28 protein-coding genes and 1 pseudogene are annotated in these 26,883 nt (G+C 36.4%); 8 read left to right on the top strand and 21 right to left on the bottom strand.

What is annotated here, in order from left to right:
- A partial coding sequence (locus tag JEP36_RS16990; RefSeq protein WP_198630527.1) for a terminase large subunit domain-containing protein occupies positions 1-1,483 on the top strand: 1,483 nt, incomplete at its 5' end.
- The gene (locus JEP36_RS16985; protein ID WP_151435207.1) at positions 1,483-2,511 is read left to right on the top strand and encodes a phage portal protein; all 1,029 of its coding nucleotides are present in this window, start codon (positions 1,483-1,485) and stop codon (positions 2,509-2,511) included. The genes JEP36_RS16990 and JEP36_RS16985, both read left to right, overlap by 1 nt.
- 436 nt (positions 2,512-2,947) lie before the next feature.
- Here JEP36_RS16985 and JEP36_RS16980 read toward each other — a convergent pair whose 3' ends face one another.
- The 8 genes from JEP36_RS16980 to JEP36_RS16945 all read right to left on the bottom strand — a co-directional run bounded on the left by JEP36_RS16980 (position 2,948) and on the right by JEP36_RS16945 (position 9,172).
- A complete protein-coding gene (locus JEP36_RS16980; RefSeq protein ID WP_198630526.1) occupies positions 2,948-4,426 on the bottom strand; it encodes a putative phage abortive infection protein in 1,479 nt (492 codons plus the stop codon).
- 26 nt (positions 4,427-4,452) lie between these two features.
- Positions 4,453-6,828: a replication endonuclease gene (locus tag JEP36_RS16975; protein ID WP_198630525.1), complete on the bottom strand. Its 2,376-nt coding sequence runs from the start codon at positions 6,826-6,828 to the stop codon at positions 4,453-4,455.
- Complete coding sequence (locus JEP36_RS16970; protein WP_198630524.1) at positions 6,828-7,151, bottom strand: DUF5405 family protein; 324 nt, start codon at positions 7,149-7,151, stop codon at positions 6,828-6,830. The genes JEP36_RS16975 and JEP36_RS16970 overlap by 1 nt, the downstream gene beginning before the upstream one ends.
- Positions 7,151-7,978 (bottom strand): Dam family site-specific DNA-(adenine-N6)-methyltransferase, encoded by an 828-nt coding sequence (locus JEP36_RS16965; RefSeq protein WP_198630523.1) that lies wholly within the window; start codon positions 7,976-7,978, stop codon positions 7,151-7,153. Before JEP36_RS16965 ends, JEP36_RS16970 begins: the two co-directional genes overlap by 1 nt.
- Entirely contained in the window at positions 7,978-8,286 is a 309-nt protein-coding gene (locus tag JEP36_RS16960; protein ID WP_142836812.1) for a DUF3850 domain-containing protein, read from the bottom strand. Before JEP36_RS16960 ends, JEP36_RS16965 begins: the two co-directional genes overlap by 1 nt.
- A 1-nt stretch (position 8,287) precedes the next feature.
- On the bottom strand, positions 8,288-8,509 hold the full coding sequence (locus JEP36_RS16955) for a TraR/DksA family transcriptional regulator (protein ID WP_198630522.1): 222 nt from the start codon (positions 8,507-8,509) through the stop codon (positions 8,288-8,290).
- Entirely contained in the window at positions 8,502-8,708 is a 207-nt protein-coding gene (locus JEP36_RS16950; protein ID WP_232805478.1) for a DUF2732 family protein, read from the bottom strand. Before JEP36_RS16950 ends, JEP36_RS16955 begins: the two co-directional genes overlap by 8 nt.
- A 68-nt stretch (positions 8,709-8,776) precedes the next feature.
- Complete coding sequence (locus JEP36_RS16945; protein ID WP_072070669.1) at positions 8,777-9,172, bottom strand: DUF5347 family protein; 396 nt, start codon at positions 9,170-9,172, stop codon at positions 8,777-8,779.
- A 286-nt stretch (positions 9,173-9,458) separates the two neighbouring features.
- Between JEP36_RS16945 and JEP36_RS16940 the strand changes: the two genes are divergently transcribed.
- Positions 9,459-9,764, top strand: a complete 306-nt coding sequence (locus tag JEP36_RS16940) for a hypothetical protein (RefSeq protein ID WP_198630520.1) — start codon at positions 9,459-9,461, stop codon at positions 9,762-9,764.
- On the opposite strand, the gene JEP36_RS16935 is transcribed toward JEP36_RS16940, so the two are convergent.
- The 3 genes from JEP36_RS16935 to JEP36_RS16925 are packed head-to-tail and all read right to left on the bottom strand — an operon-like array spanning position 9,761 to position 10,390.
- On the bottom strand, positions 9,761-9,952 hold the full coding sequence (locus JEP36_RS16935) for a hypothetical protein (RefSeq protein ID WP_198630519.1): 192 nt from the start codon (positions 9,950-9,952) through the stop codon (positions 9,761-9,763). The two genes, JEP36_RS16940 and JEP36_RS16935, sit on opposite strands and share 4 nt — an antisense overlap.
- Entirely contained in the window at positions 9,942-10,133 is a 192-nt protein-coding gene (locus JEP36_RS16930) for a hypothetical protein (RefSeq protein ID WP_109849559.1), read from the bottom strand. The genes JEP36_RS16935 and JEP36_RS16930 overlap by 11 nt, the downstream gene beginning before the upstream one ends.
- On the bottom strand, positions 10,130-10,390 hold the full coding sequence (locus JEP36_RS16925) for a Cox family DNA-binding protein (protein WP_099432912.1): 261 nt from the start codon (positions 10,388-10,390) through the stop codon (positions 10,130-10,132). The genes JEP36_RS16930 and JEP36_RS16925 overlap by 4 nt, the downstream gene beginning before the upstream one ends.
- Before the next feature lie 101 nt (positions 10,391-10,491).
- Here JEP36_RS16925 and JEP36_RS16920 point away from each other — a divergent pair, with 101 nt between their 5' ends.
- Together JEP36_RS16920 and JEP36_RS16915 are read left to right on the top strand one after the other, a co-directional pair.
- Entirely contained in the window at positions 10,492-10,791 is a 300-nt protein-coding gene (locus JEP36_RS16920; RefSeq protein WP_198630518.1) for a helix-turn-helix transcriptional regulator, read from the top strand.
- A 66-nt stretch (positions 10,792-10,857) separates the two neighbouring features.
- A complete protein-coding gene (locus tag JEP36_RS16915) occupies positions 10,858-11,847 on the top strand; it encodes a phage integrase (protein ID WP_198630517.1) in 990 nt (329 codons plus the stop codon).
- A gap of 131 nt (positions 11,848-11,978) precedes the next feature.
- Here JEP36_RS16915 and ahpF read toward each other — a convergent pair whose 3' ends face one another.
- The 3 genes from ahpF to JEP36_RS16900 form a co-directional block, all read right to left on the bottom strand.
- Positions 11,979-13,544: an alkyl hydroperoxide reductase subunit F gene (gene ahpF / locus JEP36_RS16910; RefSeq protein WP_198630516.1), complete on the bottom strand. Its 1,566-nt coding sequence runs from the start codon at positions 13,542-13,544 to the stop codon at positions 11,979-11,981.
- A gap of 69 nt (positions 13,545-13,613) precedes the next feature.
- Positions 13,614-14,177: an alkyl hydroperoxide reductase subunit C gene (gene ahpC, locus JEP36_RS16905; RefSeq protein WP_006536680.1), complete on the bottom strand. Its 564-nt coding sequence runs from the start codon at positions 14,175-14,177 to the stop codon at positions 13,614-13,616.
- Positions 14,178-14,458: 281 nt separating this feature from the next.
- Positions 14,459-15,115 (bottom strand): hypothetical protein, encoded by a 657-nt coding sequence (locus JEP36_RS16900; protein WP_232797453.1) that lies wholly within the window; start codon positions 15,113-15,115, stop codon positions 14,459-14,461.
- A gap of 252 nt (positions 15,116-15,367) precedes the next feature.
- Here JEP36_RS16900 and JEP36_RS16895 point away from each other — a divergent pair, with 252 nt between their 5' ends.
- On the top strand, positions 15,368-16,153 hold the full coding sequence (locus JEP36_RS16895; RefSeq protein WP_198630515.1) for an ATP-grasp domain-containing protein: 786 nt from the start codon (positions 15,368-15,370) through the stop codon (positions 16,151-16,153).
- Between the two features lie 124 nt (positions 16,154-16,277).
- Here the strand turns inward: JEP36_RS16895 and JEP36_RS16890 are convergent.
- The 7 genes and pseudogenes from JEP36_RS16890 to JEP36_RS16860 form a co-directional block, all read right to left on the bottom strand.
- A pseudogene (locus JEP36_RS16890) lies at positions 16,278-17,789 on the bottom strand (carbohydrate porin).
- Positions 17,790-18,447: 658 nt separating this feature from the next.
- The gene (locus tag JEP36_RS16885) at positions 18,448-18,603 is read right to left on the bottom strand and encodes a hypothetical protein (RefSeq protein WP_164996164.1); all 156 of its coding nucleotides are present in this window, start codon (positions 18,601-18,603) and stop codon (positions 18,448-18,450) included.
- Positions 18,596-19,492, bottom strand: a complete 897-nt coding sequence (locus JEP36_RS16880; protein WP_198625655.1) for a PadR family transcriptional regulator — start codon at positions 19,490-19,492, stop codon at positions 18,596-18,598. Before JEP36_RS16880 ends, JEP36_RS16885 begins: the two co-directional genes overlap by 8 nt.
- A 419-nt stretch (positions 19,493-19,911) precedes the next feature.
- Positions 19,912-21,747 (bottom strand): pyridoxal-dependent decarboxylase, encoded by a 1,836-nt coding sequence (locus tag JEP36_RS16875; protein ID WP_198630514.1) that lies wholly within the window; start codon positions 21,745-21,747, stop codon positions 19,912-19,914.
- A gap of 516 nt (positions 21,748-22,263) precedes the next feature.
- On the bottom strand, positions 22,264-23,289 hold the full coding sequence (locus tag JEP36_RS16870; protein WP_198620021.1) for an NAD(P)H-quinone oxidoreductase: 1,026 nt from the start codon (positions 23,287-23,289) through the stop codon (positions 22,264-22,266).
- Positions 23,290-23,413: 124 nt separating this feature from the next.
- Entirely contained in the window at positions 23,414-24,298 is an 885-nt protein-coding gene (locus tag JEP36_RS16865; protein ID WP_198620020.1) for a 4Fe-4S binding protein, read from the bottom strand.
- 14 nt (positions 24,299-24,312) lie between these two features.
- Entirely contained in the window at positions 24,313-24,465 is a 153-nt protein-coding gene (locus JEP36_RS16860) for a hypothetical protein (protein ID WP_198620019.1), read from the bottom strand.
- 506 nt (positions 24,466-24,971) lie between these two features.
- On the opposite strand from JEP36_RS16860, the gene JEP36_RS16855 reads away from it, so the two are divergent.
- Both JEP36_RS16855 and uspE read left to right on the top strand, forming a co-directional pair.
- Positions 24,972-25,730: an FNR family transcription factor gene (locus tag JEP36_RS16855; protein ID WP_036912995.1), complete on the top strand. Its 759-nt coding sequence runs from the start codon at positions 24,972-24,974 to the stop codon at positions 25,728-25,730.
- Positions 25,731-25,871: 141 nt separating this feature from the next.
- Positions 25,872-26,822, top strand: a complete 951-nt coding sequence (gene uspE, locus JEP36_RS16850) for a universal stress protein UspE (protein ID WP_109372272.1) — start codon at positions 25,872-25,874, stop codon at positions 26,820-26,822.
- Positions 26,823-26,883: the final 61 nt, after the last annotated feature.

The raw sequence follows: 26,883 nt of genomic DNA, 5'->3' as shown, positions 1-26,883 counted from the left end.
ACGGATCAGAAAATATCAAAACGGTGGCAATGAAACCGACCTTAACCCTAAGATTGCCAACCGCAATAAAGGCGAACGCCGTCAACCAGAGAAAAACTTCTTTTCAGAAGAACAAATCGAAAAATTAGAAGATGAGTTTCGCAATACGTTATTTGAATATCAAAAGGTGTGGTATCGCGCCGGTCATCACCGCATCCGTAATATTTTAAAATCCCGTCAAATCGGCGCAACGTTTTACTTTGCCCGTGAAGCCTTTATTGATGCCCTGACCACCGGACGTAATCAGGTTTTCCTCTCCGCCAGTAAAGCGCAAGCCTATATGTTCCGTGAATACATTATCAAAATGGCATTAGAGGTTGATGTTGAATTAAAAGGCGACCCGCTGATGTTAAGTAATGGTGCAACGCTCTATTTCCTCGGCACTAATGCACGCACAGCACAAAGTTATCACGGCAATTTATATCTGGATGAAACCTTTTGGATACCCAAGTTTCAAGAGTTACGCAAAGTCACTTCCGGTATGGCCATACAAAAACATTGGCGACAAACTTACTTTTCAACACCGTCAACCATGAGCCATGAAGCGTACCCTTTTTGGTCGGGCAAGCTGTATAACCGCGGACGCAAAAAAGAAGATCGCGTTGATATTGATATCTCACATGAAGCGTTAGTGAATGGGCGTTTATGTGAGGATGGGCAGTGGCGACAAATCGTCAATATTGAAGATGCCTTACGGGGCGGTTGTGATTTATTCGATTTAGAGCAACTCAAAAAAGAGTATAGCCCAGACGAATATAACAACCTGTTAATGTGCCACTTTATGGATGATATCGAATCCCTATTCAACTTTAACATGATGCAAAATTGCATGGTGGACAGTTGGGAAGTGTGGGACGACATTCAACCGTTAGCTCTGCGCCCTTATGGTTATGATCCGGTTTGGGTAGGTTACGACCCCAGCAAAGGCGGTGAAAATGGTGATAGTGCCGGTTGTGTGGTTATCGCTCCGCCGAAAGTACCCGGAGGGAAATTCCGCATATTAGAGCGCCATCAATGGCGTGGTATGGATTTTCGCGAACAAGCTGACTCCATTAAAAAAATTACTGAACGTTTCTATGTGGAATATATGGGCATTGATACCACGGGCTTAGGCCATGGTGTTTATCAGAATGTCATTCAGTTTTTCCCTGCTGCGCGTGAGTTTATTTATAACCCGAATGTCAAAAATGCCTTAGTGATTAAAGCCTATGATGTGATTAGTCACGGGCGTTTAGAGTTCGATGCACAGTGCGTTGATATCATTCAATCTTTTACTTCCATTCGCCGTACGACTACCGGAAGCGGTAACCGCCCTACTTATGAAGCCTCACGCAGTGAAGAAAGCGGACATGCTGACCTAGCGTGGGCAACGATGCACGCCCTATTCAACGAACCATTAACTGGCACCACCGAGAACAGTAATAACATTGTGGAGATTTATTGATGAGCCGTAAAAATAAAAAAAGTTTTAAAGCACAACAAACGGCAACCGCCAATAACGGTATGGAAGCCTTTACCTTCGATAGTCCTGTTCCGGTGTTAGATAAACGAGAAATCTTTGATTATCTGGAATGTGCGCAAGTTGATAATTGGTACGAGCCACCAATTAGTTTTGACGCATTATCAAAGCTATTTCGTGCTACACCCCATCATAGCAGTGCGATTTATGTGAAACGTAATATCTTAGTGAGTACCTTCCAACCTACCCGCTTTCTATCTAAGTTAGACTTTAGCCGGTTTGCTCTCGACTTCTTAACGTTTGGCAATGCCTATCTTGAACGGCGTAATAATATGGTGGGTAATTTATTAAAACTCACACCAACGTTAGCAAAATATACCCGCCGTGGTGTTGCCGATGATAGCTACTGGTTTGTACGCTATGGCTATGACTCACAACCTTATGAGTTTAAACCCGGTAGCGTGTTTCAGTTATATGAACCCGATTTAAATCAAGAGTTATACGGGTTACCGGAATATCTGGCGTCTACTATGTCAGTGCTACTGAATGAAGCGGCTACCCTGTTCCGCGTTAAGTATTATCGTAATGGAAGCCATGCGGGATTTATTTTATACATTAGTGATGCCTCACAAACGCCAAGTGATATTGATAAAATTCGTGATGCAATGAAAAATTCCAAAGGCCCCGGCAATTTTCGTAATTTACTTATCAATGCTCCGAACGGCAAGAAAGACGGAGTACAAGTTATTCCACTAAGTGAGATTGCGGCAAAAGATGAGTTCATGAATATCAAGAATGTCAGCCGTGACGATATGTTAGCCGCACACCGTGTACCGCCTCAAATGATGGGGATCATTCCACAGAATACCGGTGGCTTTGGTGACGTAGAAAAAGCGGCAAAGGTTTTCTTTCGTAATGAGTTGGCGCCACTGCAAAGCAAGATATTACAGATTAATGATTGGCTAGGTGAAGAAGTGATTAAGTTTGATAAGTACACATTAGATGATGAGTAACCTCACCGCACAAAGAACAATACCGCCGACACTGGCGGTATTGTTTTACCTGTAAGGTATAAGTATCGGTCTGACTAATAATAATAGTGACCCAATTCTATTATACCGCTTACCCCTTGATAAGGCGAATCCGCCTAATTTTTACCCTCTCAAACCTGTATTAAATGCGCCTACAATCCATTTTAAGCGCATGTAATTTATTTGACACCTAGATAACTTTATCTTGTTTTAATCGCTCTGCGCGCCGGAAATTTGCGAGTAATAATGTTTTCAACCCCCTCAAAACGCAATCGTGACCCCGCCACGCCCGCGCACTAAATACATCGGTTTTTATGCACCTGCATGAATACCATAAAAACCCGTGATATCTGGCGCGCTCAAGCAAATTTGATCCTTTTTTGATCTTGCGCTTTTTACACTTTGTTGCATGATTTGTTCAACTATTCTTATTTTCAAAAACAATGTTATTGCCTTTCCTAATAAATTTAAATACCTCTTCACTATTATTAACAAGTGTAGTTTTATTTAATATTTTTATAATAGAATCAGTTACTCTATCAAACATTAATTCTTTTCTTTCACTGAAGTGTTCAAATATTTTATTTTTAATATATAAAGAGCAAGAATAAAATACATCTTCAAATTTTGATGTTGAATTAATATTAAAAACATCGCTGTGACTAAAAGCACAATGCATCGAAGGTGTTAAATCAAGCCCATATTGAGAATTAACAAAACTCAACAAATCAGCTTTTTTTATTATTTTTTCTTTTACAAATAATTCATAAAGCTCTTTCAAATTATAATAAAACCCTTCAACCTTTAAAGGTTTCATATTCTCCTCACCATTAAGATAAAAATATAAATAATATTTAATATCATAATCTCTAGGTTTTGATTTTAATTCTTCATTAATTCTTTTTAATGAAGAATTAAATATTTTCTCATAATTAATTATAGACTCTAGCGTTTTTTTAAAATCGCATAACTTATTAGGTGTATATTCACTAGCTATTTTATAGTTGAAAGTATAAGGTATGTCATAACAATATCTGTTATCTATAAAACAGACTTCTTCAATATCAAAATAAAAAGATTTATTTTTAATCTCATTGTTAAAAAGGTGAAGTAATCTCTTATATATTATTACATTAATATAATTTTTCAAATTATATTTTTTTGAATGGGCACTTACTCTACCCTCAATGTATTCAACATTATAATTATATATATTAAATTCAATTAGTTCACTTATATTATCAATAATTAAGTGTTCGAAGAAATTAAATTTTTCTAATTTATTTCTATATTCATTAAAAATATCATTTTCATTCATTGAGTTTATCGCTACAAAATACAGCACGTCATTTCTAATCATACTCCTTACTATTGATGTGTATTTCTTTTTTTCTTTTGTTATTTCATCATTATCACCCGATATATAAAAATTTTCATCACAATACTTTAACACTCTAAATAGCATTCTCATATAAGGACTAAACTGGTGATTTAAGTATAATTTATCTGATGCTTCTTTAATTGTCATATTCCAATTGACATTTTTATTATCGCCTATTTTATAGGAATCTAATATTTCCATCATTATTTCATGAGATTTATTATGTTGTTCAATCAATAAAGTAAACTGCTTAATAAAATCATCTTTTCGTCCATTTTGACGTGATAATTCCAACATTTCTCCTGCTATTTTTGCACTTTCTCCCGCTTTATAAGATGCATAAGCTGTAACGCCGAGTACACATGCTGTAAAAATACCAACCCAAGGTTCTGGTTTAGAAGAGTAATTAATCCATATATCTTGTAGAGATGTATTCCACCCCCAACAAATAAAAACTAATGTGATGACTCCCACCAAGCTAAACAAGAAAAATTTCACACAGCTAGTCAATTTCATTTTTTTACTCATTAAATTAGATTTACTTAATTATTCTCTCTTAACTTATCTATTTTATCCATAACTCGATCTCTTCTTTTCTCAATATTCTCCCTCCTCACTTCTTCAAAATTAATTTTTTCGCTTTTCGTTGATGAAATTTGAATTTTCCCATTTTCAAACCAAATCACCTCATCGCCATAACTCAAGCGCATACCGTTCATCACCATTGACCACATTGTGTCTGGTGGTAAATCCAATCCCATTTTTTCGGCAAAAGCTTTAAACTCAGGTATCAAACGTTCCTGATTTTCACTTAATGACACGGTTGAAATTATCCGCTGACTCTTTTTATGCTCTAAAACCTCGCCAAATGATTTCTCCCAATCGCTATATTGTGAATGCAGGTCGAAATATTCAGGCTCAGAAATCCCCCATACGGGCGATTTTAAGCCCCTTTCGTGTGGTTTTTTAATATCGGGTGAACTGCCCGATCCACAGTTATTGACAGGACTCCGAGGCGCGCTGATCGCGCTTTTTAAAGTCAAAACACGACCCGTTTCTAACTTACGCTTATGCTCAATTACCTCAATATCCTGCTTAGATTTACGGACTAAACGATACTGACGCTCACGCGTTTTTACTAAATCCCCGCTTTTCAATGGTGAACATAGCCCAATAACGCGCATCACTTCTTCATCATAAGAGTTCGGCTCATCGGCAACAGTACGAGCGACTAATAACGTTTGTAGGTTACGCTTAACGTTAGGGCCTCCTTGGTGCTCGATATAAGCAGCGAAATCTCCTGCATCGGCAGACGCTCTTACTTTTTCCGCTATATCACCCAACTTATCAGCGATACTCACACCACGAACACGGCGACACTCACGCCATACACCTTTAGACGGTAAGCCAAACATGTGAAATTGAGGAATACGCCAAGTTGATGCCCACGCAGTAACGGCTGATGCAACCTCGGTTAATAACTCTCCCGATTCATCATCAACTTCGCCCTCTAACGCATAACCGTCGATATTTTTTGAAATGTATTTCGCGAGATAACCCGTAGCACCGCCTTTATTTAAATGCTTTGCTTCAAAACGGTGTTTCTTTGCGCCTCGTTCTTCGCCGTCTTCTTCAAGGGCGTACTTACACATGATCTCAATCGCTGATGCACGTTGAGATTTATCCAGAAACATCATCATATGCCAATGTGGTGTAGCGTCATGATGTGGCTCAACAACCCTAATCCCATAATAGTTAATGCCTTTGTCTTTAAAGGCAGTGCGAATTTTTGCCCATACCTTCACTAAATAACGTTGACCGTCTTTCGGAGTGTATGCGCTGTTATTCCATTTTTCGTTAATGAGAACTTTTTTCTTTTTCTCATCTTTAGAAACGTTAATTTGCTTGGTGGGATGGTATTTTGAAGGTGTGGTTAAGGTGATAAATAAACCAATATCGCCCCGTTCTTCCGCAACTTTTTGAATGCCTGCGGCTTGCGCCATTAATTCCATGCGGCGGATTTTAGGGTTAGCGATACTTGCTAATACTTTTTCCATTAAATCAAAACGATCACCCGTTTCAACATCTTGAATATCCATCATTTCAAGATAATTCATGTTTGCTAAACGCTGTGCTCTGACTTCACGTACTGCATTTTTACTGGCGTAAGGCGTCTTATCTGAATTCACATCACCAAAGGCAATATGCAAAGACTCACGCCAACGTTGACGATGAGCCTTTAACTTTTTAAGCCACCAATTTTCATCTGCTAACCGGTTTAACCCAGATAACGCATTTTCTGGTGTTAATTTCCCTTTTTGAGCCTTCCCCCAAAACAACGGCGTTACATGCAAATAGGTAATTAACTGTCCTAGTTGTTGGTAAATAGGGTTAATCACTTTTAGGTTAAGTAAAACCTCACGATCACCGTTATTTTCAGCAATTGCCTGATCAGCTAATTCAGCAAATAAGTTGTCACTTGCATCAGCGAATGTCTTCGCCATGTGGCGCAATATTTTGTCATGCGCATCGGGCAAGCGATTAAAGAACATGGCTTGATCAAAATCTCTATCTAACAAGAATTGACGCTTGTCTTTAGCCAAACCATAGCGGGCATTAACAGATAACAAACGCTGATAAACGCTTTTATGAAACTTAAACACTAGCCAGTTATGAACTTCTTTAGGTGTTTTCTCTTTTCTAAGATGTTCGATGTATTTAAATAAGCGGGATTTAAGAAAACGAGGCAGTTTTTCAATATCGAATAAAATAGCCTGCCCCTGAGCCAGTTGCTCACGGGTAAGCGGTCTTTCATAAACAACAGGCTCGTGCTGTTTCCCATTCCACCAATATGTCCATTGCATATCAGCAGGATAGGAAACAGGAGGCTGAGAAAAATCAATTAAACGGCTAGCCATTACAGCACACCGCCTAAACGTTTCGGATCAATAATTTCAATGGCTGTTTCGCACAGTTTAGCAACGTGAGTCATTATCTCTATCAATTCAGGAATAGACTGAATTTCTGCACAAATAACACGACTCACATGTGTACCAACAACGCCAGCCGTCACATTTACCGCAGAGTCATACCACGCAATCACTTCACGGCGCACATGACCATCAATAAAGGTGACTTCAATTAACCCGAATTGTTTTTTCCAATAAACGATAGCAAAACGGGTGCCGGTGATATGCACCCCATTTTTTGGATCTTGAATATCAACGTAGCCCTGTTCCATCAGCATACCTCCGGCAAAACGGCGATAATTTCTTTTGCTGATTGGCGGTTTCCATTTGCAGAAATAGAACGAGGCGCATCAATCTCGTGAATAATAAAACCGAGGTCGGCATACAGTTCTTTGGCGTGAATTGAATTAGAGACGGTAATCGGGTTACCTTGTAATTGATTTAATGCCTTTAACGCTTGAGCTAATTCAATTTGATGAGCGTGAGTAAAATCAGTGTAATGATATTTAGTAAAACATTTTTCATCACCCATATATGGAGGATCACAATAAACACCATCACCGAAGTCAACAAGTGACAAAGTATCTTGCCATTCTAAACAGGCGATAATGGCATTAGTGGATTTTTCAGCAAATTGCCTAATTTCTTCCTCTGGAAAATAAACACAGCCATATGTTCCAAATGGCACGTTAAATTCACCTGAATTGTTATATCGACATAAACCATTAAAGCAATGACGATTTAAATATAGAAATCTTGCGGACTGTATATATTTATCACATTCGCTTTTATCTAATATCTTAATTGAATTAAATAACTTTCTAATAGAAATGTAATCATTTTTATGATTATTTTCTTCCCACGCATAGAACTCTTTACGTGCCATTATTTCAGTATGTTCTACGACATTACGATATAAACTAATTAAATCCTGGTTGGCATCTGCAATTAAATATTCGTTATATTCCGTATTCATCATAACCGCACAAGAACCCGCAAACGGCTCAACTAAGCGCTTTGCTTTTGGCAAATACGGAATTAATTTATCCATGATGCGGGCTTTTGAACCCGCCCATTTCAGAATGGTTTTATTAGCCATTACTCATCATCCTCAATAATAGAAAATGAAAGCATTACAAATTTAGGTTTATCGCCTAACTCTGGAATAATAGAATTAATACAAGTGATATCTGTAATAACTGCTCTAATAACATTTCCCGTATATTCGCCATAATGAAAAAGGTGTCTGAATTCTCTTGGTGGAATAGAATTAAATTCACGCAAAACTAAAATATCACCGACTTGAAAATCTCTATCAGCTCGGCGACATTCCGCTTTTCTTTCACCTGTAAGCGCTTGCTTGAAATATTGAGGTTTTACTTTCAACTCATGAGTATATCGTTGCATCTTAAACACTCCGATAATGCTTAGATTTCAGTTCATGCACTGTCTGACAATCAGCACAGCGGATACATCCCATTACCGCAATACGACGCTTTTCGGGTATCTCACTACCGCAATCTTCACATTCAAACGCTGATACACCGACGTAACGCCCTGTTACTGTTTTTATTTGTTTATCAAGCAATAACTGTGATTGTTCGCAGGATAAATCCATTTCTTTAGACATAATTCCATTCCTGTGCTTGATGTTCGATAGACTCGGCTTCACCTTCTAATAATTGAAATACTTGTGAAGGCTCCATTCGTTCACTTAGTGCTTTTGATGCTAATTTGCGTAAACGAGCAGAAAAAAGAACCGCCCGAGATTTTCTTTCATCTTCTCGAACGGCATTAATTAAATCGGTTACATTACTTTCTTTAGACATAATCAGACCTCTGATAATCAGATATAAAAAGTCCTGACAAATAAATGTCATTTATTTTTTAGGTGTAATTAAATAGGCATTGCTAATTTATTCGGGATTAATGCGCTCAATACTTTAATTTGGTGAAGTGCATTAATTATTTTTATTTTATCTTTTCTCTTTAATAATAAATAATCTATTCCATTTTTTTCTTTTTCTATCTCAGCAAGGTAATAAATCATCTGATATATACGGCTATTTTCATTCTTTAAATAATCAAGAAACTCACTAACCTGAATATCATCACTATTTTTATTTAACTTACTTAATAAATCAGCCCTAACTTCTGCTGTTTTATTCATACCACTGACGCGCTCATCAAATGAAAGACCATCATTGCGATAGTGCTTTACAACTTTAGGCTGATAAAAATCATCATTGCCTTGTAGTTGCTCTCTTGCTTGAATAAGCTCTGCGGCATTCATGACAACACCTAGATAGAAACTTTCACAAGAAACGAAATGATAACAATGGCACATAAAACCAGTGTTGCTTTATCCGCTTTTGAATACTTTTTACTTTTATTAGTAAAAGATTCACTGTTTAATTTATATTTGTTTCGTTGCTTAATTAATTCATTCATAAATTATTTCTCCATTTATATTCGGTTTTTTATCCATGACCGAAAACATGGTGTTGTGATATATTTATTGTGTCTGCAATTTCTTGATCGGAAGCAGACAAAATAAACACTTAAAAAAGGAGTAATTAATGAACATCAAAAAGTTGGAAGAATTTACCCAAACCAATGAAGTAGAACTACAAAACTTCTTCCAAAAAGCTCGTAAATCACGTGAAGTTCATAGTGTTGAAGATAGAATTCTCTCTTTAGAAATAATGACCTGCGCAATTGCAGCATCACTTGAAGGAAAAAGTAGAGAAAATTTTCTTACCATGATGAACTCACACTCCCATGTAAATAACCCTATGAAAAACTCAACATTTAAAGCTGTTGCTGATTTAAATGTTTTAAGTGCTGATTTTATTACCGAATTTAATAATTTAAAAAATAGTTAATCTATTTCTTGAAAGACAATATCCGCTATATGGGTATTGTCTTTGTATAATTTACATTCTCCTGAAATAATAGAATTAGGTACAATAATTTTCTGGAAACTCATATCTTGTTTATTATTAATAATTAAATTATTTATTGAAGATGTTGTTAAATTAGTTTTTTTATTTAATTTTGAATTACTTTTCATTTTTAGCTTTCCTTAACCCATCAATATATTTAACCGCCTCAGCCATTGCATCAAACTTACCGAATGACTGATCATCTAACCAAACGTGATAACGAGTAACTGGGTTCATTGCTTTTCGTGGCAACTTAATAATCGTAAAGCCACGATACAGAAAACTATGCTCAGTTATTTGTCGTATCATGATTTCAGCCCTAACCACACTAACCAACCGTCACGCATCTCTTTTGGTAACGATTCATATGCCATCTTTAGACCGTTATTCCATGCAGGCAGATAGACATAGTTTTCAGCTCTACTTGAACCTGGTCTTTTCATTTGAATAATGGGTAACTTTCCTGCTTTACGCATATCTGCAACTGCACTCGCCGGCTTACCGATTAATTCAGCAAATTTTTCCTCAGTCACGCCATCAGACAGACTTACGATTTTCTCTCTCATCTGCTACCCTCTTATGTCAGGCGCTTTATAGCGCTTTCGGACTCTTTGCCTCACGGCAAGGAGGTATCAACTTTCTTATAAAATAAGAGATCTCTTATATAATGTCAATGTACGATAACGAAAAACTAAAACTGATACGTGAATCAGAAAGACTAAATGTTAAACAAGCGGCTGATTTAGTTGGTATTAATTATGTTACTTATCATGGTTATGAAAGTGGAAAAGCTAAAATGTCTTTAGAATCGGCAATGAAATTCTTTAAGCACCCACAATTTAGAAAGTATCGAGACTGGTTTATGTTCGATGAAGTTAATCCTGATGCTGGGCAAATCGCACCGGCACTCGCACACAGTGGGCAAGACAGCACGCAATCATCCCACTCAGACAAGAAAATTGGATAACAATACACCAAGCATTTTGTGAATTTATTGATTCGCAAAGCATTTGTTCCATTGGAGGGCTTTCTTATGACAATTAAGAAACTCGAAAATGGTCAATATGAAGTGGACATTAGACCGGCTGGCCGTCACGGAAAACGGATCAGACGACGCTTTGAAAAGAAGCAAGAAGCAATTTTATTTGAACGTTATTCACTGGCTAATCAGCAAACAAAAGACTGGGTAGAAACATCGACCGATATTCGCCCTCTTAGTGATTTAATTGATATTTGGTGGGAAGTGTTCGGCAAAAATACACCTTATGGAAGAATGACACACCTAAGAGTGAGGCGTATTGCTGAATCACTGAATAATCCCCCTGTTTGCCAATTAACCGATAAGCAATTGGTACTCTATCGTGAACTCAGGCTCGCTTCTGGTATAAAAGCCTCAACGATAAATAGAGATATCTCAGCACTCAGCGGTATGTTTACGGCCCTTAAAAAAACGGATTTCTTTTTAAGTAAACATCCCGTTCAAGGAATATCACGGTTAAAACAGCAAACGACTGAAATGTCATATCTAACAGATAATGAAATTCAGCAATTATTAGCATTATTGGAAGGTGACAACCTAAAAGTTGCCGTTCTCTGTTTAAGCACTGGTGCCCGTTGGGGTGAAGCGCTCAAGCTAAAACGTGAACATGTGATCCAAAATAAGGTGCGATTTACGTACACCAAAACCAATAAGCCAAGAATTGTACCAATTTCTCAAGCTGTTGCTGACATGATTTGTACAAAGAAATCAGGATTGCTCTTTACTGAAACGTCTTATCACATGTTTCGTCGAGCAATTAAAAAAGTGAAACCGAGTATGGCATTAGGTCAGGCAACCCACGCATTACGCCATACATTCGCCACCCATTTTATGATGAACGGCGGAAGTATTATTACGTTACAACGCATCTTAGGGCACACTAATTTGCAACAAACGTTGACCTATGCACACTTTGCGCCAGACTTCTTACAAGATGCCATTCAATATAACCCATTGAAAGGTAGTACAGAATTACTGGTTTAGAGTGTCCACATATTGTCCACACTTGAACACTTAAGGGCACTTTTCAGCCCTTTTTGATGATTTTATGTACAAAAGAAGGCATCTTAAAAAAGATGCCTTTCTCTATAACTGATTGATTATCTTTGATTTGCTTATTTTGCAGTCGTACGAATCAAGTAATCAAATGCGCTAAGTGAGGCTTTTGCACCTTCACCAGCTGCAATGATGATTTGCTTATAAGGTACGGTTGTACAGTCGCCGGCAGCAAATACACCTTTGATATTAGTTTCGCCACGAGCATCAACAATAATTTCGCCCATCTTATTACGCTCAACAGTACCTTCTAACCACTGTGTATTAGGTAATAAACCGATTTGAACGAAAATACCTGCTAATGCAATATCATGCATAGAATCATTAGTACGATCTTTATATTTTAGACCGGTTAACTTAGTGCCATCACCATATACTTCTGTAGTTTGCGCATTTAAGATAACTTCTACATTGCTTAAGCTACGTAATTTTTTCTGTAATACTGCATCTGCTCTCATTTCTGGAGCAAATTCTAATACTGTTACATGTTCAACTAAGCCAGCTAAGTCAATTGCAGCTTCAACACCTGAGTTACCACCACCAATAACAGCAACTCTTTTACCTTTAAACAGAGGGCCATCACAATGTGGGCAATAAGTTACACCACGAGTGCGGTATTCATTTTCACCGGGAACATTCATATTTCTCCAGCGAGCACCTGTTGCAATAATTAGGCTACGAGTTTTTAAAATTGCACCTGATGCTGTTTCAATTTGATGTAATTCCCCTTCTGATGCACCCGGAATTAAGCGACTAACAGTTTGGCTATCAATCACATCCACTTGGTAATCATCAACGTGAGCTTTTAATGCACCTGCAAGTTTTGCACCTTCAGTTTTTGGTACTGAGATGTAGTTTTCAATATCAACAGTATCAAGAACTTGACCACCAAAACGTTCGCCAATAAGGCCTGTATTTAAACCTTTACGAGCGGAATAAACAGCTGCAGATGCACCCGCAGGACCACTACCCACAATTAATACATCAAATGCAGCTTTTTGATTCAACAATTCTGCAGTACGTTTTTCTGCATTGCTATCTACTTTGTTAACGATTTCAGCTAAGGTCATACGGCCTTGACCAAACTCGTTACCATTTAAGAATACAGCAGGAACGCCCATGATATTACGTTCCTGAATTTCATTTTGGAACATGCCTCCGTCAATCGCAGTATGTGTGATCTTCGGATTTAAAATCGCCATTAAGTTTAATGCCTGAACAACATCAGGGCAGTTATGACAAGAGAGCGAATAATAGGTTTCGAAATGAAACTCACCGTCTAACTGACGAATTTGTTCAAGTAATTCTTGTGCTTCTTTTGATGGGTGTCCACCAGTTTGCAGTAATGCTAAAACTAATGAAGTAAATTCATGACCTAATGGTGAACCTGCAAAACGAACACCAGTTTCTTTCCCTGGGTTGGTAATAAGAAAAGATGGTTTACGTACATTTGCGTTATTATCTTCACGATAAGTGACTTTATCGGATAATGGTTCGATTTCTTTTAATAGCGCTTGGATATCAGCAGAATGTTTACTGTCGTCTAATGTTGCTACTAATTCAACTGGCTGGGTTAATCGTTCTAAATAAGCTTTCAATTGAGCTTTTAAATTATTATCTAACATTTTTGCACCCTCAATAAAATCGGGTGCCGAAACACCCGATAAATAACTTTTTAGTGGCTTAATTCTTATTTAGATTTTGCCAACTAAATCCAGTGATGGAGCTAAAGTTGCATCACCTTCTTTCCATTTTGCTGGGCAAACTTCGCCTGGGTGGCTAGCTACATACTGAGCAGCTTTAACTTTACGCAGCAGGTCTGATGCATCACGGCCAATACCTTCAGCTGTGATTTCAATTGCTTGGATGATACCTTGTGGGTCAACAACGAAAGTACCACGGTCTGCAAGACCTTCGTTCTCACGCATATTTTCGAAGTTACGAGTTAATGCGCCAGTTGGATCGCCAATCATGCCATATTTGATTTTACCGATAGTTTCTGAGCTGCTATGCCATGCTTTATGGGTAAAATGTGTGTCAGTAGAAACTGAGTAAATTTCTACGCCCATTTTTTGGAACTCAGCATAATGATCAGCTAAGTCACCTAATTCAGTTGGGCACACAAAAGTGAAGTCTGCAGGGTAAAAGAAGAAAACGCTCCATTTGCCTTCGACGTCCTTTTCAGTCACTTCAACGAATTGACCGTCTTTAAATGCCATGTTTTTGAATGGTTTGATTGGGGTATTAATTAAAGACATTGTATTTCCTCCTGTTTGGTATGGGACTAATGTACCTATTCCATTTGAGAATAGCTAATACATTCCTGCTATCAGTTCAATAGGTTTTACCTAATGAGTTGAAGAAATTGATAGAGATAGGTTAACGAAATGTAGCTATTAAAGCAAATGGACAACAAGTCAATTACGCCTACTTTCTATTAGCCTACTCTCTGTTTAATATCCTTAGCTTCAGCAACGAAATGATTATAACATTATGAATTATAAAATTAATATTCAATCCAGCATAGATAGATTCAATATTATTGCGCTAATTTGGCAGGTTTAAGAATAGTATAAGTACATTCAAATGCTGCCTTTTGAATACGATAAACATCTTGGCTATCTGTTGTGGATTGCACAACGGCATCGCCCGATTGAAAACGTTGTAATTCTCCCCAAGGAGCCTTCATTGCAAACGCGGGTGTAGATTCAGGCACAATAAAATAATTCATTTCGATACCTTTAGGGATAAAAGGCTGATAATTATCGGGATAAGACGTTATATTGATTTTGATCTTATTTTTATCTGTTTCGCTATAACGCTGAATAAATTTGTTTTTCCTTACCAGGATTTCCTCATTACCTGTTTCTGGGCAAATATTTTGTACTACCCAATCTCCTGCTTTTGCAGGTTCTGAAACTGTTTCAATCCCTTCACCTTTAATTATCGTTGTAATGATCTCACCTTCTTTGGCTGGTCTTGCTAGGACAGGCTTTGTTTTAATTGCAACACCAGTGATCCCCGCTTGCTGAGCTTGCGTAAAGTAAGCGACACGTTCTTTTTGCGGTAATTGAGAAAGATCATTAGCAAACACAAATGAAGGAATTAAGGTTAAGCCTATTAATAGTGGTTTTGTTCTATTTTTCTTATAGGTCTTGTCGTTATTTGAATTACTGCGTTGTATATAGAAAGGCATTGAATTGTTTCCTGATAAATATCATCTGCACTTAATACGCTAGTCAGCGTCTGTAAACATTAAACCGATTATGGCAGGAAATAAAACAATGGCACGAGTAAAATCAGATACCTAGTCGAAAAAGATCAAAAAATCGAGAGATCTCACAACTTAGAAAAGAGAACATGTAATTAAGAGAAAAAAGGTTCAAGTCGTTAAATAAAACGTTAGGATATTTCTTCATCAAACCTATTTAATTAAAAGGAATTACTTATGCAAATAATTTACCCTGATGACTATTCAAAAACAGGAAAACCTGATGAGGCCTTTGAACAAGAATATCGTTGCGCTCAAATGCTAAATATTCATTGTTTGTTACTCTCATCAGAAGATATGGCATTGGGCAAATATAAGTTTTCACATCCTTTTAAATCAGACTCTCCTGTTATTTGGCGTGGATGGATGCTAAATAAAGACGAATATCAACAGCTATACCATGCTGTGAATACTCATGGTGGTCAAATGCTTGAAACTTCTGAAGATTATATCCGTAACCATCATATAACGGGTTGGTATGAAAATTGTAAAGAGTTCACACCAAGAACAGTTATCACGACTATGGATACTGACTTTGAAAGCTTAACTAACCAACTTCAATGGCCAGCTTACTTTGTAAAAGACTATGTAAAATCTTTAACAACCACGAGAGGTTCCATCGCTAAAAATGCAGATGAAATTAGAGAAATACTAAAACTTATTGCACAGTTTAGGGGAAACATTGAAGGTGGTGTAAGTCTTCGCTATGTTGAGGAATTTATTAATGATAGTGAGCGCAGATATTTTGTTTTAAATAAGAAAATATTCTCTGCGGATGATGAAATTCCTGAGTTTGTAAAAAAAGTAGCGCAGCATGTAAACACACCCTTCTATTCCATTGATGTAGTCAAAAATGCAGTAGGAGAATTACGTTTAGTTGAAATTGGTGATGGGCAAGTTTCAGACATTAAAGAGTGGTCAGCTGAAAAGTTAGTTAAGGCTTTTTTCTTATCGGGTATCTGATGTTTTATGTCCCAACACTGAGCAAACTATATAAAAATATAAAGACCTCAATTAGCCAACAATACGCTGTATCTTGAAGTCTTTATATAAAATCAATCTCTAACAAGAAGTACTAAAAATAAAGTTAAAATAGATACTTAAAGCGAATACGGGCACCATAACGATCTTTATCACTGCTATTTACATTAATGTCGTCTTTACCATCTATACGTGAATAATAAGCACCTAAATAGGTTTTAAAATTATCCATATCTAAAATATTAGGCAGTTCATAAGAAGCAAATACAGTGTTGATATTGTACTTACCAGGATTGAGCGTTAAATAGGTGTCATTTTGACCACTGCTATTCCCGTTTTTGTGATAGTAAGTTTTAATATCATTATGAGCATAAATATAACCAAGTTGAAATTTACGCCACAACACATTACTACCAATAGAAAAATCATTTTCATCTTTAGCGTCGAGATAAGCAGCACTTAAATTTGCAACAATACCGTTAATAGGATCATCAGCTAAAGTGTCCCATTTTACAGTTAAGCCATAACCTGTACGTCGCGATTGATCTTGGAATTTTCCATTTTCATCATCATAGCCATAGGCTTTGTTTATCACATTTGCATCTATTGCTCCTGCAATAGTTAAATTATCTTTCTGCCATGCAACAACAGGACGCATATAAATAACATTTTTGTGATTATCAAGTTTACGTCCATGATATTCATTGTCTTTAAAAACAGAAGTTCCATCTTCAACTAAAGCATTTAGCTCAAAATACCAGTCGTTTTAGTGTGTATTAACCATCATACTACCACCGTCACTACTACGACCTCGCCCTTCTTTCATCATATAGATATAGCCAAAACCATCACCATATAAATCATTTGCTGTATTACCTGAATACTCAACAAATGTATCTTGGTTTAGAGGGAACATGTCGTAAGCTTCATAACGACCAATTTTATATTGCCATTTATCGCGTTGACCAAAGTAGAAAACAGCATCATCTAGATTCATTTTACCTGTCATGTCAGCCATAGGCTGAGCACGAAAACCAGCATAATTGCCGTTTTTTAATTCTCGTTCACCATCCACACCAATTAAAATGCGCCCGTTAAGTGACCATTTTTCATTATCATCAAAGTCTTTTTGATTACCGGGCATCATTCTCATCGAGGTTAGTTGCCCTTTTTTACTCGCCGCATCGATATTATATTCAACGTCACCATACAATTTGAGATCACCCCAATTTGTATTGGTAGAGAAAAAGCCCGTACCTTCTTTATTTTTCGTACTAGCAAGCTGAGCCGATTGTTTTTGTTGGATTTCATTAAGCTGAGTTTGTGCAATGTTTACTTTTGCTTGAGCCCCATCAGATTGCTTTTCTAATATAGCAACGCGTTGCTCCATGCCGACGGTTGTAACATGATCCGTTTTAGATAGGCTGTTGGAATTAATTAATTGCTCAAGGCGAGCCGCTTTTTGTTCTGCGGCAGCGGCTCTAGCTTCAGCAGCAGTTGCACGTTGTTCAAGTGCATTTAATCTTGCTTCAATAGCACTTATATCAGTTTGTGCATTTGCACATAATGGCGTAGCGAGTATTAAACTTATCACAACAGATAATGCTTTTACTTTCATTCGAATATTCCTAAATTAGCAAATGTTGGTTTAACAGGTACGGCAAATACATAACAATCAATTTAGTTGATTGATTGTTCTATCTAGTGAGCGTATTGTTATTTTTATTCGATAATATTTTTATAAATATCAATCAGTTATTCGCATCATTATTTCTATTCTTAACAATAAATAAACCGATACCTCATCACTTTGCCATTATTTATGCTGACTAGCGTCCTACATCATAAGTAAGGCTACGTTTGAACTAAGGTACTTATTCTCGTTTAAGTACTTACAAACGCTTATTATTTTGATTCAGTATTTAATTTATTATTTCAAGCATATCTCTGGTTTAAGTTTTCAAATTTTATAATGGGTTCACTAGCTAAATAAAATAATAGTTAATATGGAACATTTCCACAATCATTTGTGATTTTTTTGAGGTTAGTACAATAACCTAAGAAAAACGATGTAATCCTCATCAAAAAATGATGATTTACAAATAAATGAAGTTAAGGATTAACTTAGATAGCGATAGAAGATAAAGAGAGTTTTATCAGGAATTAGGCGGCTTTGATATTTAGAAACCATTTATAATGATAACAAGTGGGTAGGAATAGCTTGATTGAAGGGAAAATAACAGAGGTCATATCATTATAACCTCCGTCCATCATTATCATATTCTGCCAGGTTTACGTAACGCTCTACGAAAATAAGAAACTGGCATTTTAGGGCAAATTTGTTCTTTTACTGCTGGATTATTTTCCAAATCATCTTTGTCTATTTCATTATTTCTTCTTGAATTTTGTAGCTGAGTATCTGTTTTATTCATCTTCCCTTTCCTCTGAGATCAATGCCTCATTGATAGCTTCAATTTTCTCAACTGCTTCATTAAGAATAGAAGCAATACGTCCTGCTCTTTCCACAGAGAGCTCTTTTAATACTAATTTATGGCGTAAAACTGCTTTTAATTTACCAACAGCAGATTCAATTTCCTCAGAAACACCACCTGCGTTTTGAGATAAATCTCTCGCATAAGCCAGTTTCTTTTGAATATTGGCATCTATATCCTGATGTTCTGCTAAAAATGCAGTGCCTTCAGGTGTAATGCTGTAGTTTTTACGGCCTTTTTCAGCAATCGTCGCAACTAATAGATCTTGCTCTTCAAGTAGTGTTAGCGTTGGATAAATAACACCTGGGCTAGGTACATATAATCCTGAAGATGCCTCATCTATTTCTCTAATAATTTCATAACCATGGCTTGGTTTTTTCGAGATCATGCTAAGTAGCAGAACGCGTAAATCACCATGATCAAACATACGTTTTAACTGGCGACCTTGGCCTTTACCTCTGCCACCGCATCCACGACCACGTTGTTTTCCATGCCCTTCAGAACCATGCTCACCATGACAACACTCACCACGACCTTCATGTCCATGACCGTGTTCACCATGACGGCATTCGCTACGACCTTCATGTCCATGACTGTGTTCACCATGACGGCATTCGCCACGACCTTCGTGTCCATGACCGTGTTCACCATGACAGCATTCGCCACGACCTTCGTGTCCATGACTGTGTTCACCATGACAGCAATGCTCACCATGATTTTCTTGGTGCTGGCTATGTTTGCCTTTACCACCACAACGCCCTTTTCCGTGACCATGTCCGCCATTTTCAGCACGTTGTTGATAAAGTGAGTTTAATGCTCGAATCATCATAAATATTCCCTCATTGTTTTAGATATATCGAATTCATGGGGTGTAATATAATCCGATATATCTAAATGATCAAGTTTTAGATATATCTAAATACACATCTAAATTCTCTTTCTTATTAACAATATGATTTATCTATGATTATATCTTTCAAACGTAGCCTTAATTATGAATGATTATCATTCTCTGGCTTGCTTTTACGTGCTATCAATAAAAATAAAAGAAGATAATTAACAATAATGAATAAAAAGCAGACACCTTTAGCTTTAGATGCACACAAAAAAGAACATATTTACAATACAAAGAGTGACACTGTCACCTTTAATTCATTTAAAAAAAGCGAAGATAATGAGTAACAACCCACTACTTCGCTTTTTAACAAAATTTATTTTAATTGTAGGAAATATAAAAAAGAGATATTGCTACTGGTCTAATGCGGATAAAACTACTTTCTTAATATATTGATATCCAGCTTCAATTTGTTGATCATCACAAATTTCAGTACTTTTTATAGTAAGCTGCAACAAATTTAAGTATTTGATAGTTTCCCACTCATTGTTATCAAAACCGCACTCAGAACAAAACTGCGCTGGTGCATCATCGCTATTACGAGCACAAAACGTTAATAAACTTAAATCTTGTTTATGATGACTTTTTATAACCAAGTTTTCATAGATTGTTTTATTCAGATCATTTTGCGTTTCTAAGTCCTTATTTCCTTTCTTTACAATCGCAAAATTTAGTTTATTAAAGTCAGATACAGATAAAATACGAATATAATAGTGATCACCTTCTTTTTCGAAAGCTGCGGCTTGATTAAAAAACTGCTCAAGTTTGACACGCGTTTCCCATTGTATTTGTGCATATTTTCCATATCCAGATGAAGTAAAAGGATAGAGTTGATGCACACTCCACATCGACGCCACTGCCGGTGCGGATTGAATACCATCAATTTCAGGAACGTTATCTGCTTGATCTGGACATAATCTAGGGGGATTTGTTAAAAAACGACTAAGACGCGCATCTTTAATACATACTACACCAGTTGGATATGGTGAAAATCCAGCTTGAAATGGTTCAAAAGAGACTGAATCAGCGAAAGAAAGTTGTGTGATGCTTTCATATATTTCAGATGTCAATTGCAGTAGTGGTGCTTCTTTCTTTAATTTCTTACATAAAATCTGATAAGGAATAAGATCATAATTGTCATCAAGAAATAAGCTTTTCATATAACCAAATTGCGATGCATCAATATGGATATAAAATGAATTGTTGTATTTTTCCTCACACTCTTTTCTTAGTTCAAAAAGTGGTTTTAACTTATCAACACAACCATAAGACGGTGTGCCGAATATTCCTATAACGCCAAGAATAGGCTCGCCTTGTTCAATCAGGCGAAAAACAATACTGCGTGTTTTTTCAATATCGGTTTTAAATGTTTCATCAATAGGCAATGCAATAAGATTGTCATATCCCAACCCAAGGATATCCATTGCTTTTTTCCAAAATTCAAAACAGGAAACAGGAACAAGCAGTTTTCCTAAATGCATTGTTTTTGTCATGCCTGTTCCTCGGCATGTTAAATGACTAACATCATCAAAAATCCCACGCTCATTGAGTTGTTCGCTTATTGCTAAAATATCTGTGACAGACATATTGAATAACTCAAAGGCTTTTTTATCTGCAACCAAATCCCGTGATTTTGGATGACGAGCAATTGCCATTGGTAATGTTTTTAAATTTCTAAGTGCCCATAATATTTCATAGCAAGCAAGAGTATGGCTTGTTGTGATATGACCAAATGCATCTTCTGATGAGAAACCGATTAATTTACAGAGATCATCTGTAATTTTCTTTTCTTGTTCTTTTAGTAAGGGGGAATGATTATTAAAAACATTATCTGAGTTGCATGCTAATGCAGAAAGATAACCAAATTTCGCCAATTGCATCACTTGTGAATGATGATGGGAAAAATAAGGTTCAATATCAGATTGATTATAATTATTTTGTTGTTTTAAAGTTTCTAAAATACGTTCATAAGCATTATCTACTGCTTTTTTTTCAATAGTGTTACTTTTTATTTTAGCGTCTAAACTCTCGCTATTATTTCTTTTCATTTTATTTGCTTTAGGAAAAGAATACTCACTATTCATTAGTATTTTTGCCATCTCTCGATGATAACATGTAAGAATATCAATGGTTCGGGTATGGTATACACGCTCTGTAGCACTCAGACAGGTTTGTTTGTAATTTGCCATCATCGCACCTATATATAAATTTTTATTATCTGTTTTAATGAAATTTGTGTTTATTAATCGTCAATAATTAATCTTTATTCAAATGATATACTACATGATGAGTAAGAATCTTCTTTATTTTATTGATATCAGTTAACATTTTTCTAGTTTGATTTAAGCAAAAGATACTTTAATGATAAATGATTTAGCTTTATTTGTTAGTTTACTAAATTCACTATTAATTTTGATTTAAGTTATATTTCTGTAAATGTGATATTATTTTTGATAAGGTCAATATTTAAATCTACCTTAATCAGAATTAATGAATATTTCTATTGCTTAATATCTATTAAAAAGAATAGATATTAAATTACTTATCTAAAATAAGAATTTATTTATTTAAATGTTATTCATTTTTTCTTCAATACATAAAAAAACACATGAAATATTTAACATGTGTTTTTCGGAATATTCGCTTTTTAGAAAGTAACAGAAGTGCTTACTCTTATATCAAATACGTTTTAAGCACTCTTATTTTTACTCTTTTCCGTTATAAGATAAGATTTCAAGCATTACCTTACCAATTAAATCACCAGACTCCATTAACTCATGTGCTTTACCCACTTCTTTTAATGGAAAAATAGCATTAATGATTGGTTTAATTTTTCCTTCAGCAATAAGTGGCCACACTTGCTGTTTTAATTCTTGCGCTATTTGTGCTTTCTCTTCTATTGAGCGAGATCGCATCGTTGAACCAGTATGAATTAAACGCTTAATCATCATTGGCATCATATTTAAATTTTTAGGCATTCCTTTCATCATGCCCACTTGTATAACGCGCCCAAACTTGCTGGCAACTTGATAATTTTTTTCTACGTAATCCCCACCAATAATATCGAGAATAACATCAACGCCTTTCCCTTCAGTTAAAATAGGAATTTCTTTAGCAAAATCGGCCTGTTTGTAATTGATGACATAATCAGCGCCGAGCGCGCGGGCTGTGGCAGCTTTTTCTTCAGAGCCAACTGTTGTATAAACTGTCGCACCTATTGTGTGAGCAAGCATGATGGCAGTTGATCCTATTCCCGATGTTCCACCATGAATAAGAACAGATTCACCTTGTTTTAGTTTTCCTAACTGAAATAAATTAGCCCAGACAGTAAAGAAATTCTCAGGCAATGCTGCTGCTTCAATGTCCGTTAAATTCATTGACGGTAATGCGATATCTTCATGCGCAATACAATATTGAGCGTAACCACCACCAGCAACTAAAGCACAGACTCTATCGCCCAACTGCCATTTAGTACAACTTTCCCCTAATGCAACAACCTCTCCAGCAACTTCAAGACCTGGAATAGGTGAAGCATCTGCTGGTGGCGGATAACTGCCTTGACGTTGAAAAATATCAGGGCGATTCACACCAGAAGCTGCAACTTTGATCAAAAGATAATGTGGAGGAAGTGGCGGTATCGGTGATAGTTGGGGTTGTAATTTATCTATACCACCAGGCTCTATAATGGCAATTTCTAACATATCCGCAGGTAAAACAGTTGTTTTCATCATATGCTCCCATTTTATTTTGCCACTCTCAAAACTTAATAATAAATAAAATTAACATGTTATCTCTCACTTTAATAAGGATGTGAGCTTATTAAGCAATAAATAACTTAAGTCTATTTGAGAGAGATTATAACCAACCTTGCTTCTGATGTTGTATGCAAATCGGGCACAATTTTGCATCTGGAGTCCAAGATAAGAAGGCTAAACGACATTTTTCACAGTGGGCATTATAATAATGGTAATGTGTTGGTTCGTTATTTTTAGCAACTTGTTCATTAACATGGATAGATTTAGGAAAACAAACCACTTCACAATTCATGCAACCCGTACAACGCTTTTCATCAAGCATGAATATATTGTTTTCAAGTTTAATCGCACCTTCATCACACACTTTGGCGCAGGCAGAGCAAAGAATACAGCTGTCTTTGTCTAACTGAATTTGGAACCAACTATCTTCAGGATAAAGTTGTTTTCTTGCATTTAATCCTGTTCTTACTTGATTTTTATTGAGCGGTTTTTCATCTAATTTTTGACGAAAAAGCATAAAACGACGTCCGCTATCAATATCAGTAGGCTCTGTGATAATTAATTGCCAAATAGGCTCTTGTAATGTTTTTAGTTGAAGATTTAAGTTTGCTAAAACAGGAAGCCATTTATCCACTAAAGGCTGTGCTATCTTCATTCCTCTAATTTGATATTGGCGATGCCACACTAATAATTCTTCTGTACTTGCTAACGGTTCATCATGATTAACAACAAGGTAATTATCTTGGTGTGTTCTTTCGTGAGGCGCGATATTTTCTATCGCGTCAACGGGACAGGTAAATAGACAATTACCACATTGAAAACAGAGTTCATTGTCTATTTTTACATCTAAGTGAGCAAAAGTGATAGCGCCCACAGGGCAAACTTTGGAACAACTATCACATAGGCTTTGTTTGAGGCGTTTTCTAACACATTTATCATTAATAATCGGTTCAGGAGGAAGATCTACCTTAATAAAACGCCTCATACATCACTACTCCACTACTTAACAATAAAAAATGCAAAACGATTAAGAATTTCTGCAATCAGTATTATTGCGCTACTTGCTAACACCATACGCAATCCTGAAGTAAATACAGCATTACGATATTTCCATACACTGTATCCCATCATTAAAATACCAAGAACTGACATAAGCCATGCAGATATTCTTAATCCGAATGTTTCATTATACGCAATGATAGGCGTGTGAGGGAACGTTATTGCATCATTTGTTGAAATAACTGCTTCAAGGTAGCATTAAGTTGCATCAAAAATACATCTAGTTAACTTTACCTAATCTTTTGTTATAAAAATAAAGAGTTATGCATAAAAAATACGAATTTAAGGTAGAGCCGTAAATAAAATGTCAATATAAAGGTAAAAAATATTGAAGCGCCTCTTCATTTTTGGCTTTTGACAAGGATAATTTAGTAATAGCACTATGACTTCGTTAGAAAATCGAATAATATACCAATTGAGTATAGGGTTAGCGCAAATTGTTCTAAATAGACCTTTAAGCAAAACATTGTTTTTATCAAGATACATGTTTTGTTACATTCAGAATTATTTCCACACGTACCGTTATTCCCCTTACTAATTACTGCAATATGTGTTAAAATTGACGCATATCAATATTTTTATTTGTAATGAGCAAGCTTATGATCCCAGAAAAACGCGTCGTTCGCCGAATCCAATCTGGCGGTTGTGCAATCCATTGTCAGGATTGCAGTATTAGCCAGCTCTGCATCCCGTTTACTTTAAACGAGCATGAGCTTGATCAACTCGATAATATTATCGAGCGTAAAAAGCCCATCCAGAAAGGTCAAACCTTGTTTAAAGCAGGTGATGAGCTGAAATCACTTTATGCCATACGTTCCGGTACAATTAAAAGTTATACCATCACGGAAGAAGGCGACGAGCAAATAACAGGATTTCATCTTGCTGGTGATTTGGTTGGCTTTGACGCCATTATTAATACTGAACATCCAAGTTTCGCACAAGCTTTAGAAACATCTATGGTCTGTGAAATTCCATTCGAAACTTTGGATGACCTGTCAGGCAAAATGCCTAACTTACGTCAACAAATGATGCGCCTAATGAGTGGTGAAATCAAAGGTGACCAAGAAATGATCTTACTGCTATCGAAAAAGAATGCAGAAGAACGTCTGGCTGCTTTTATTTATAACCTCTCACGCCGTTTCGCACAGCGTGGTTTTTCTCCTCGCGAATTCCGTTTAACCATGACTCGTGGTGACATCGGTAATTACTTAGGTTTAACTGTCGAAACAATTAGTCGCTTACTGGGTCGCTTCCAGAAAAGTGGCATGTTAAGCGTTAAAGGCAAATACATTACTATCGAAGATAGTACACTGTTAAGTGAACTTGCAGGCAAACTTCCTTCATCAGTTGAAGTTTAATCTGTTACATTTCACACGCTAATTTTATAACGGGGCACACAAATTTGTGCCCCGTTTTCTATTTTGTACTATTGCATTTTATCTTCTTGGGTTATCTTTAAATTGTAGATGGATAAATCCAGCCCTAAAGAGGATATTACAATGGAAAAATATCAAAACCTTCTCGTTGTCATTGATCCTAACCAAGATGACCAACCAGCACTTCGCCGTGCTGTCTATATCGTTCAGCGTAATGGTGGGCGGATAAAAGCTTTTCTACCTGTTTATGATCTCTCTTATGACATGACAACCCTTTTATCTCCCGATGAACGTAATGCAATGCGTAAAGGTGTTATCAGCCAAAAGGCAGCTTGGATCAAACAGCAAGCACGCTATTACCTTGAAGCGGGCATAGAGATTGATATAAAAGTCATTTGGCATAATCGCCCCTATGAAGCCATTATTGAAGAAGTTGTTGCACATCAACATGACTTACTCATAAAAATGGCTCACCAACATGATAAATTAGGTTCACTCATTTTTACGCCTCTGGATTGGCAATTGCTTAGAAAATGTCCTTGCCCTGTTTGGATGGTCAAAGATAAAGAGTGGCCTGAATACGGTACTATCGTTGTCGCCGCAAATTTATCGAATGAAGAATCTTATCATGATGCCCTTAATCTGAAACTGATTGAGCTAACAACCGACTTATCTCATCGCATACAAAAAGATCCTGATGTTCATTTACTTAGCGCTTATCCCGTTGCGCCGATTAATATTGCGATTGAGCTACCTGATTTTGATCCTAATCTTTATAACAATGCACTACGTGGTCAACACCTTATTGCGATGAAGGAACTTCGCCAGAAATTCAGCATTCCCGAAGAGAAAACACATGTTAAAGAAGGATTGCCAGAACAAGTGATCCCTCAAGTTTGTGAAGAGTTAAATGCTGGCATTGTTGTTTTGGGTATTTTAGGAAGGACGGGGCTTTCAGCCGCATTCTTAGGAAATACTGCGGAGCAACTGATTGATCATATCAAATGTGATTTATTGGCTATCAAACCTGATGGTTTTACCTGCCCTATTACTGTTGATAGTGATCACGATTAAACGCTCTGTATACTAAATAAAAAAGCCAGTCAAAATTTTGACTGGCTTTTTGCTATTCGCT

The sequence above is a fragment of the Proteus sp. PR00208 genome (assembly GCF_016238545.1).
Taxonomy (GTDB): Bacteria; Pseudomonadota; Gammaproteobacteria; order Enterobacterales; family Enterobacteriaceae; genus Proteus.
Note: the sequence above shows the minus strand (reverse complement) of the source record. Positions and strands in the feature narration are given on the sequence as shown.

Excerpts from the sequence above, each read along its gene's own strand:
- JEP36_RS16985 (WP_151435207.1), top strand. The coding sequence starts at position 1,483 with ATGAGCCGTAAAAATAAAAAAAGTTTTAAAGCACAACAAACGGCAACC.
- JEP36_RS16980 (WP_198630526.1), bottom strand. The coding sequence starts at position 4,426 with ATGAAATTGACTAGCTGTGTGAAATTTTTCTTGTTTAGCTTGGTGGGA.
- JEP36_RS16975 (WP_198630525.1), bottom strand. The coding sequence starts at position 6,828 with ATGGCTAGCCGTTTAATTGATTTTTCTCAGCCTCCTGTTTCCTATCCT.
- JEP36_RS16970 (WP_198630524.1), bottom strand. The coding sequence starts at position 7,151 with ATGGAACAGGGCTACGTTGATATTCAAGATCCAAAAAATGGGGTGCAT.
- JEP36_RS16965 (WP_198630523.1), bottom strand. The coding sequence starts at position 7,978 with ATGGCTAATAAAACCATTCTGAAATGGGCGGGTTCAAAAGCCCGCATC.
- JEP36_RS16960 (WP_142836812.1), bottom strand. The coding sequence starts at position 8,286 with ATGCAACGATATACTCATGAGTTGAAAGTAAAACCTCAATATTTCAAG.
- JEP36_RS16955 (WP_198630522.1), bottom strand. The coding sequence starts at position 8,509 with ATGTCTAAAGAAATGGATTTATCCTGCGAACAATCACAGTTATTGCTT.
- JEP36_RS16950 (WP_232805478.1), bottom strand. The coding sequence starts at position 8,708 with ATGTCTAAAGAAAGTAATGTAACCGATTTAATTAATGCCGTTCGAGAA.
- JEP36_RS16945 (WP_072070669.1), bottom strand. The coding sequence starts at position 9,172 with ATGAATGCCGCAGAGCTTATTCAAGCAAGAGAGCAACTACAAGGCAAT.
- JEP36_RS16940 (WP_198630520.1), top strand. The coding sequence starts at position 9,459 with ATGAACATCAAAAAGTTGGAAGAATTTACCCAAACCAATGAAGTAGAA.
- JEP36_RS16935 (WP_198630519.1), bottom strand. The coding sequence starts at position 9,952 with ATGAAAAGTAATTCAAAATTAAATAAAAAAACTAATTTAACAACATCT.
- JEP36_RS16930 (WP_109849559.1), bottom strand. The coding sequence starts at position 10,133 with ATGATACGACAAATAACTGAGCATAGTTTTCTGTATCGTGGCTTTACG.
- JEP36_RS16925 (WP_099432912.1), bottom strand. The coding sequence starts at position 10,390 with ATGAGAGAGAAAATCGTAAGTCTGTCTGATGGCGTGACTGAGGAAAAA.
- JEP36_RS16920 (WP_198630518.1), top strand. The coding sequence starts at position 10,492 with ATGTCAATGTACGATAACGAAAAACTAAAACTGATACGTGAATCAGAA.
- JEP36_RS16915 (WP_198630517.1), top strand. The coding sequence starts at position 10,858 with ATGACAATTAAGAAACTCGAAAATGGTCAATATGAAGTGGACATTAGA.
- ahpF (WP_198630516.1), bottom strand. The coding sequence starts at position 13,544 with ATGTTAGATAATAATTTAAAAGCTCAATTGAAAGCTTATTTAGAACGA.
- ahpC (WP_006536680.1), bottom strand. The coding sequence starts at position 14,177 with ATGTCTTTAATTAATACCCCAATCAAACCATTCAAAAACATGGCATTT.
- JEP36_RS16900 (WP_232797453.1), bottom strand. The coding sequence starts at position 15,115 with ATGCCTTTCTATATACAACGCAGTAATTCAAATAACGACAAGACCTAT.
- JEP36_RS16895 (WP_198630515.1), top strand. The coding sequence starts at position 15,368 with ATGCAAATAATTTACCCTGATGACTATTCAAAAACAGGAAAACCTGAT.
- JEP36_RS16885 (WP_164996164.1), bottom strand. The coding sequence starts at position 18,603 with ATGAATAAAACAGATACTCAGCTACAAAATTCAAGAAGAAATAATGAA.
- JEP36_RS16880 (WP_198625655.1), bottom strand. The coding sequence starts at position 19,492 with ATGATGATTCGAGCATTAAACTCACTTTATCAACAACGTGCTGAAAAT.
- JEP36_RS16875 (WP_198630514.1), bottom strand. The coding sequence starts at position 21,747 with ATGGCAAATTACAAACAAACCTGTCTGAGTGCTACAGAGCGTGTATAC.
- JEP36_RS16870 (WP_198620021.1), bottom strand. The coding sequence starts at position 23,289 with ATGATGAAAACAACTGTTTTACCTGCGGATATGTTAGAAATTGCCATT.
- JEP36_RS16865 (WP_198620020.1), bottom strand. The coding sequence starts at position 24,298 with ATGAGGCGTTTTATTAAGGTAGATCTTCCTCCTGAACCGATTATTAAT.
- JEP36_RS16860 (WP_198620019.1), bottom strand. The coding sequence starts at position 24,465 with ATGTCAGTTCTTGGTATTTTAATGATGGGATACAGTGTATGGAAATAT.
- JEP36_RS16855 (WP_036912995.1), top strand. The coding sequence starts at position 24,972 with ATGATCCCAGAAAAACGCGTCGTTCGCCGAATCCAATCTGGCGGTTGT.
- uspE (WP_109372272.1), top strand. The coding sequence starts at position 25,872 with ATGGAAAAATATCAAAACCTTCTCGTTGTCATTGATCCTAACCAAGAT.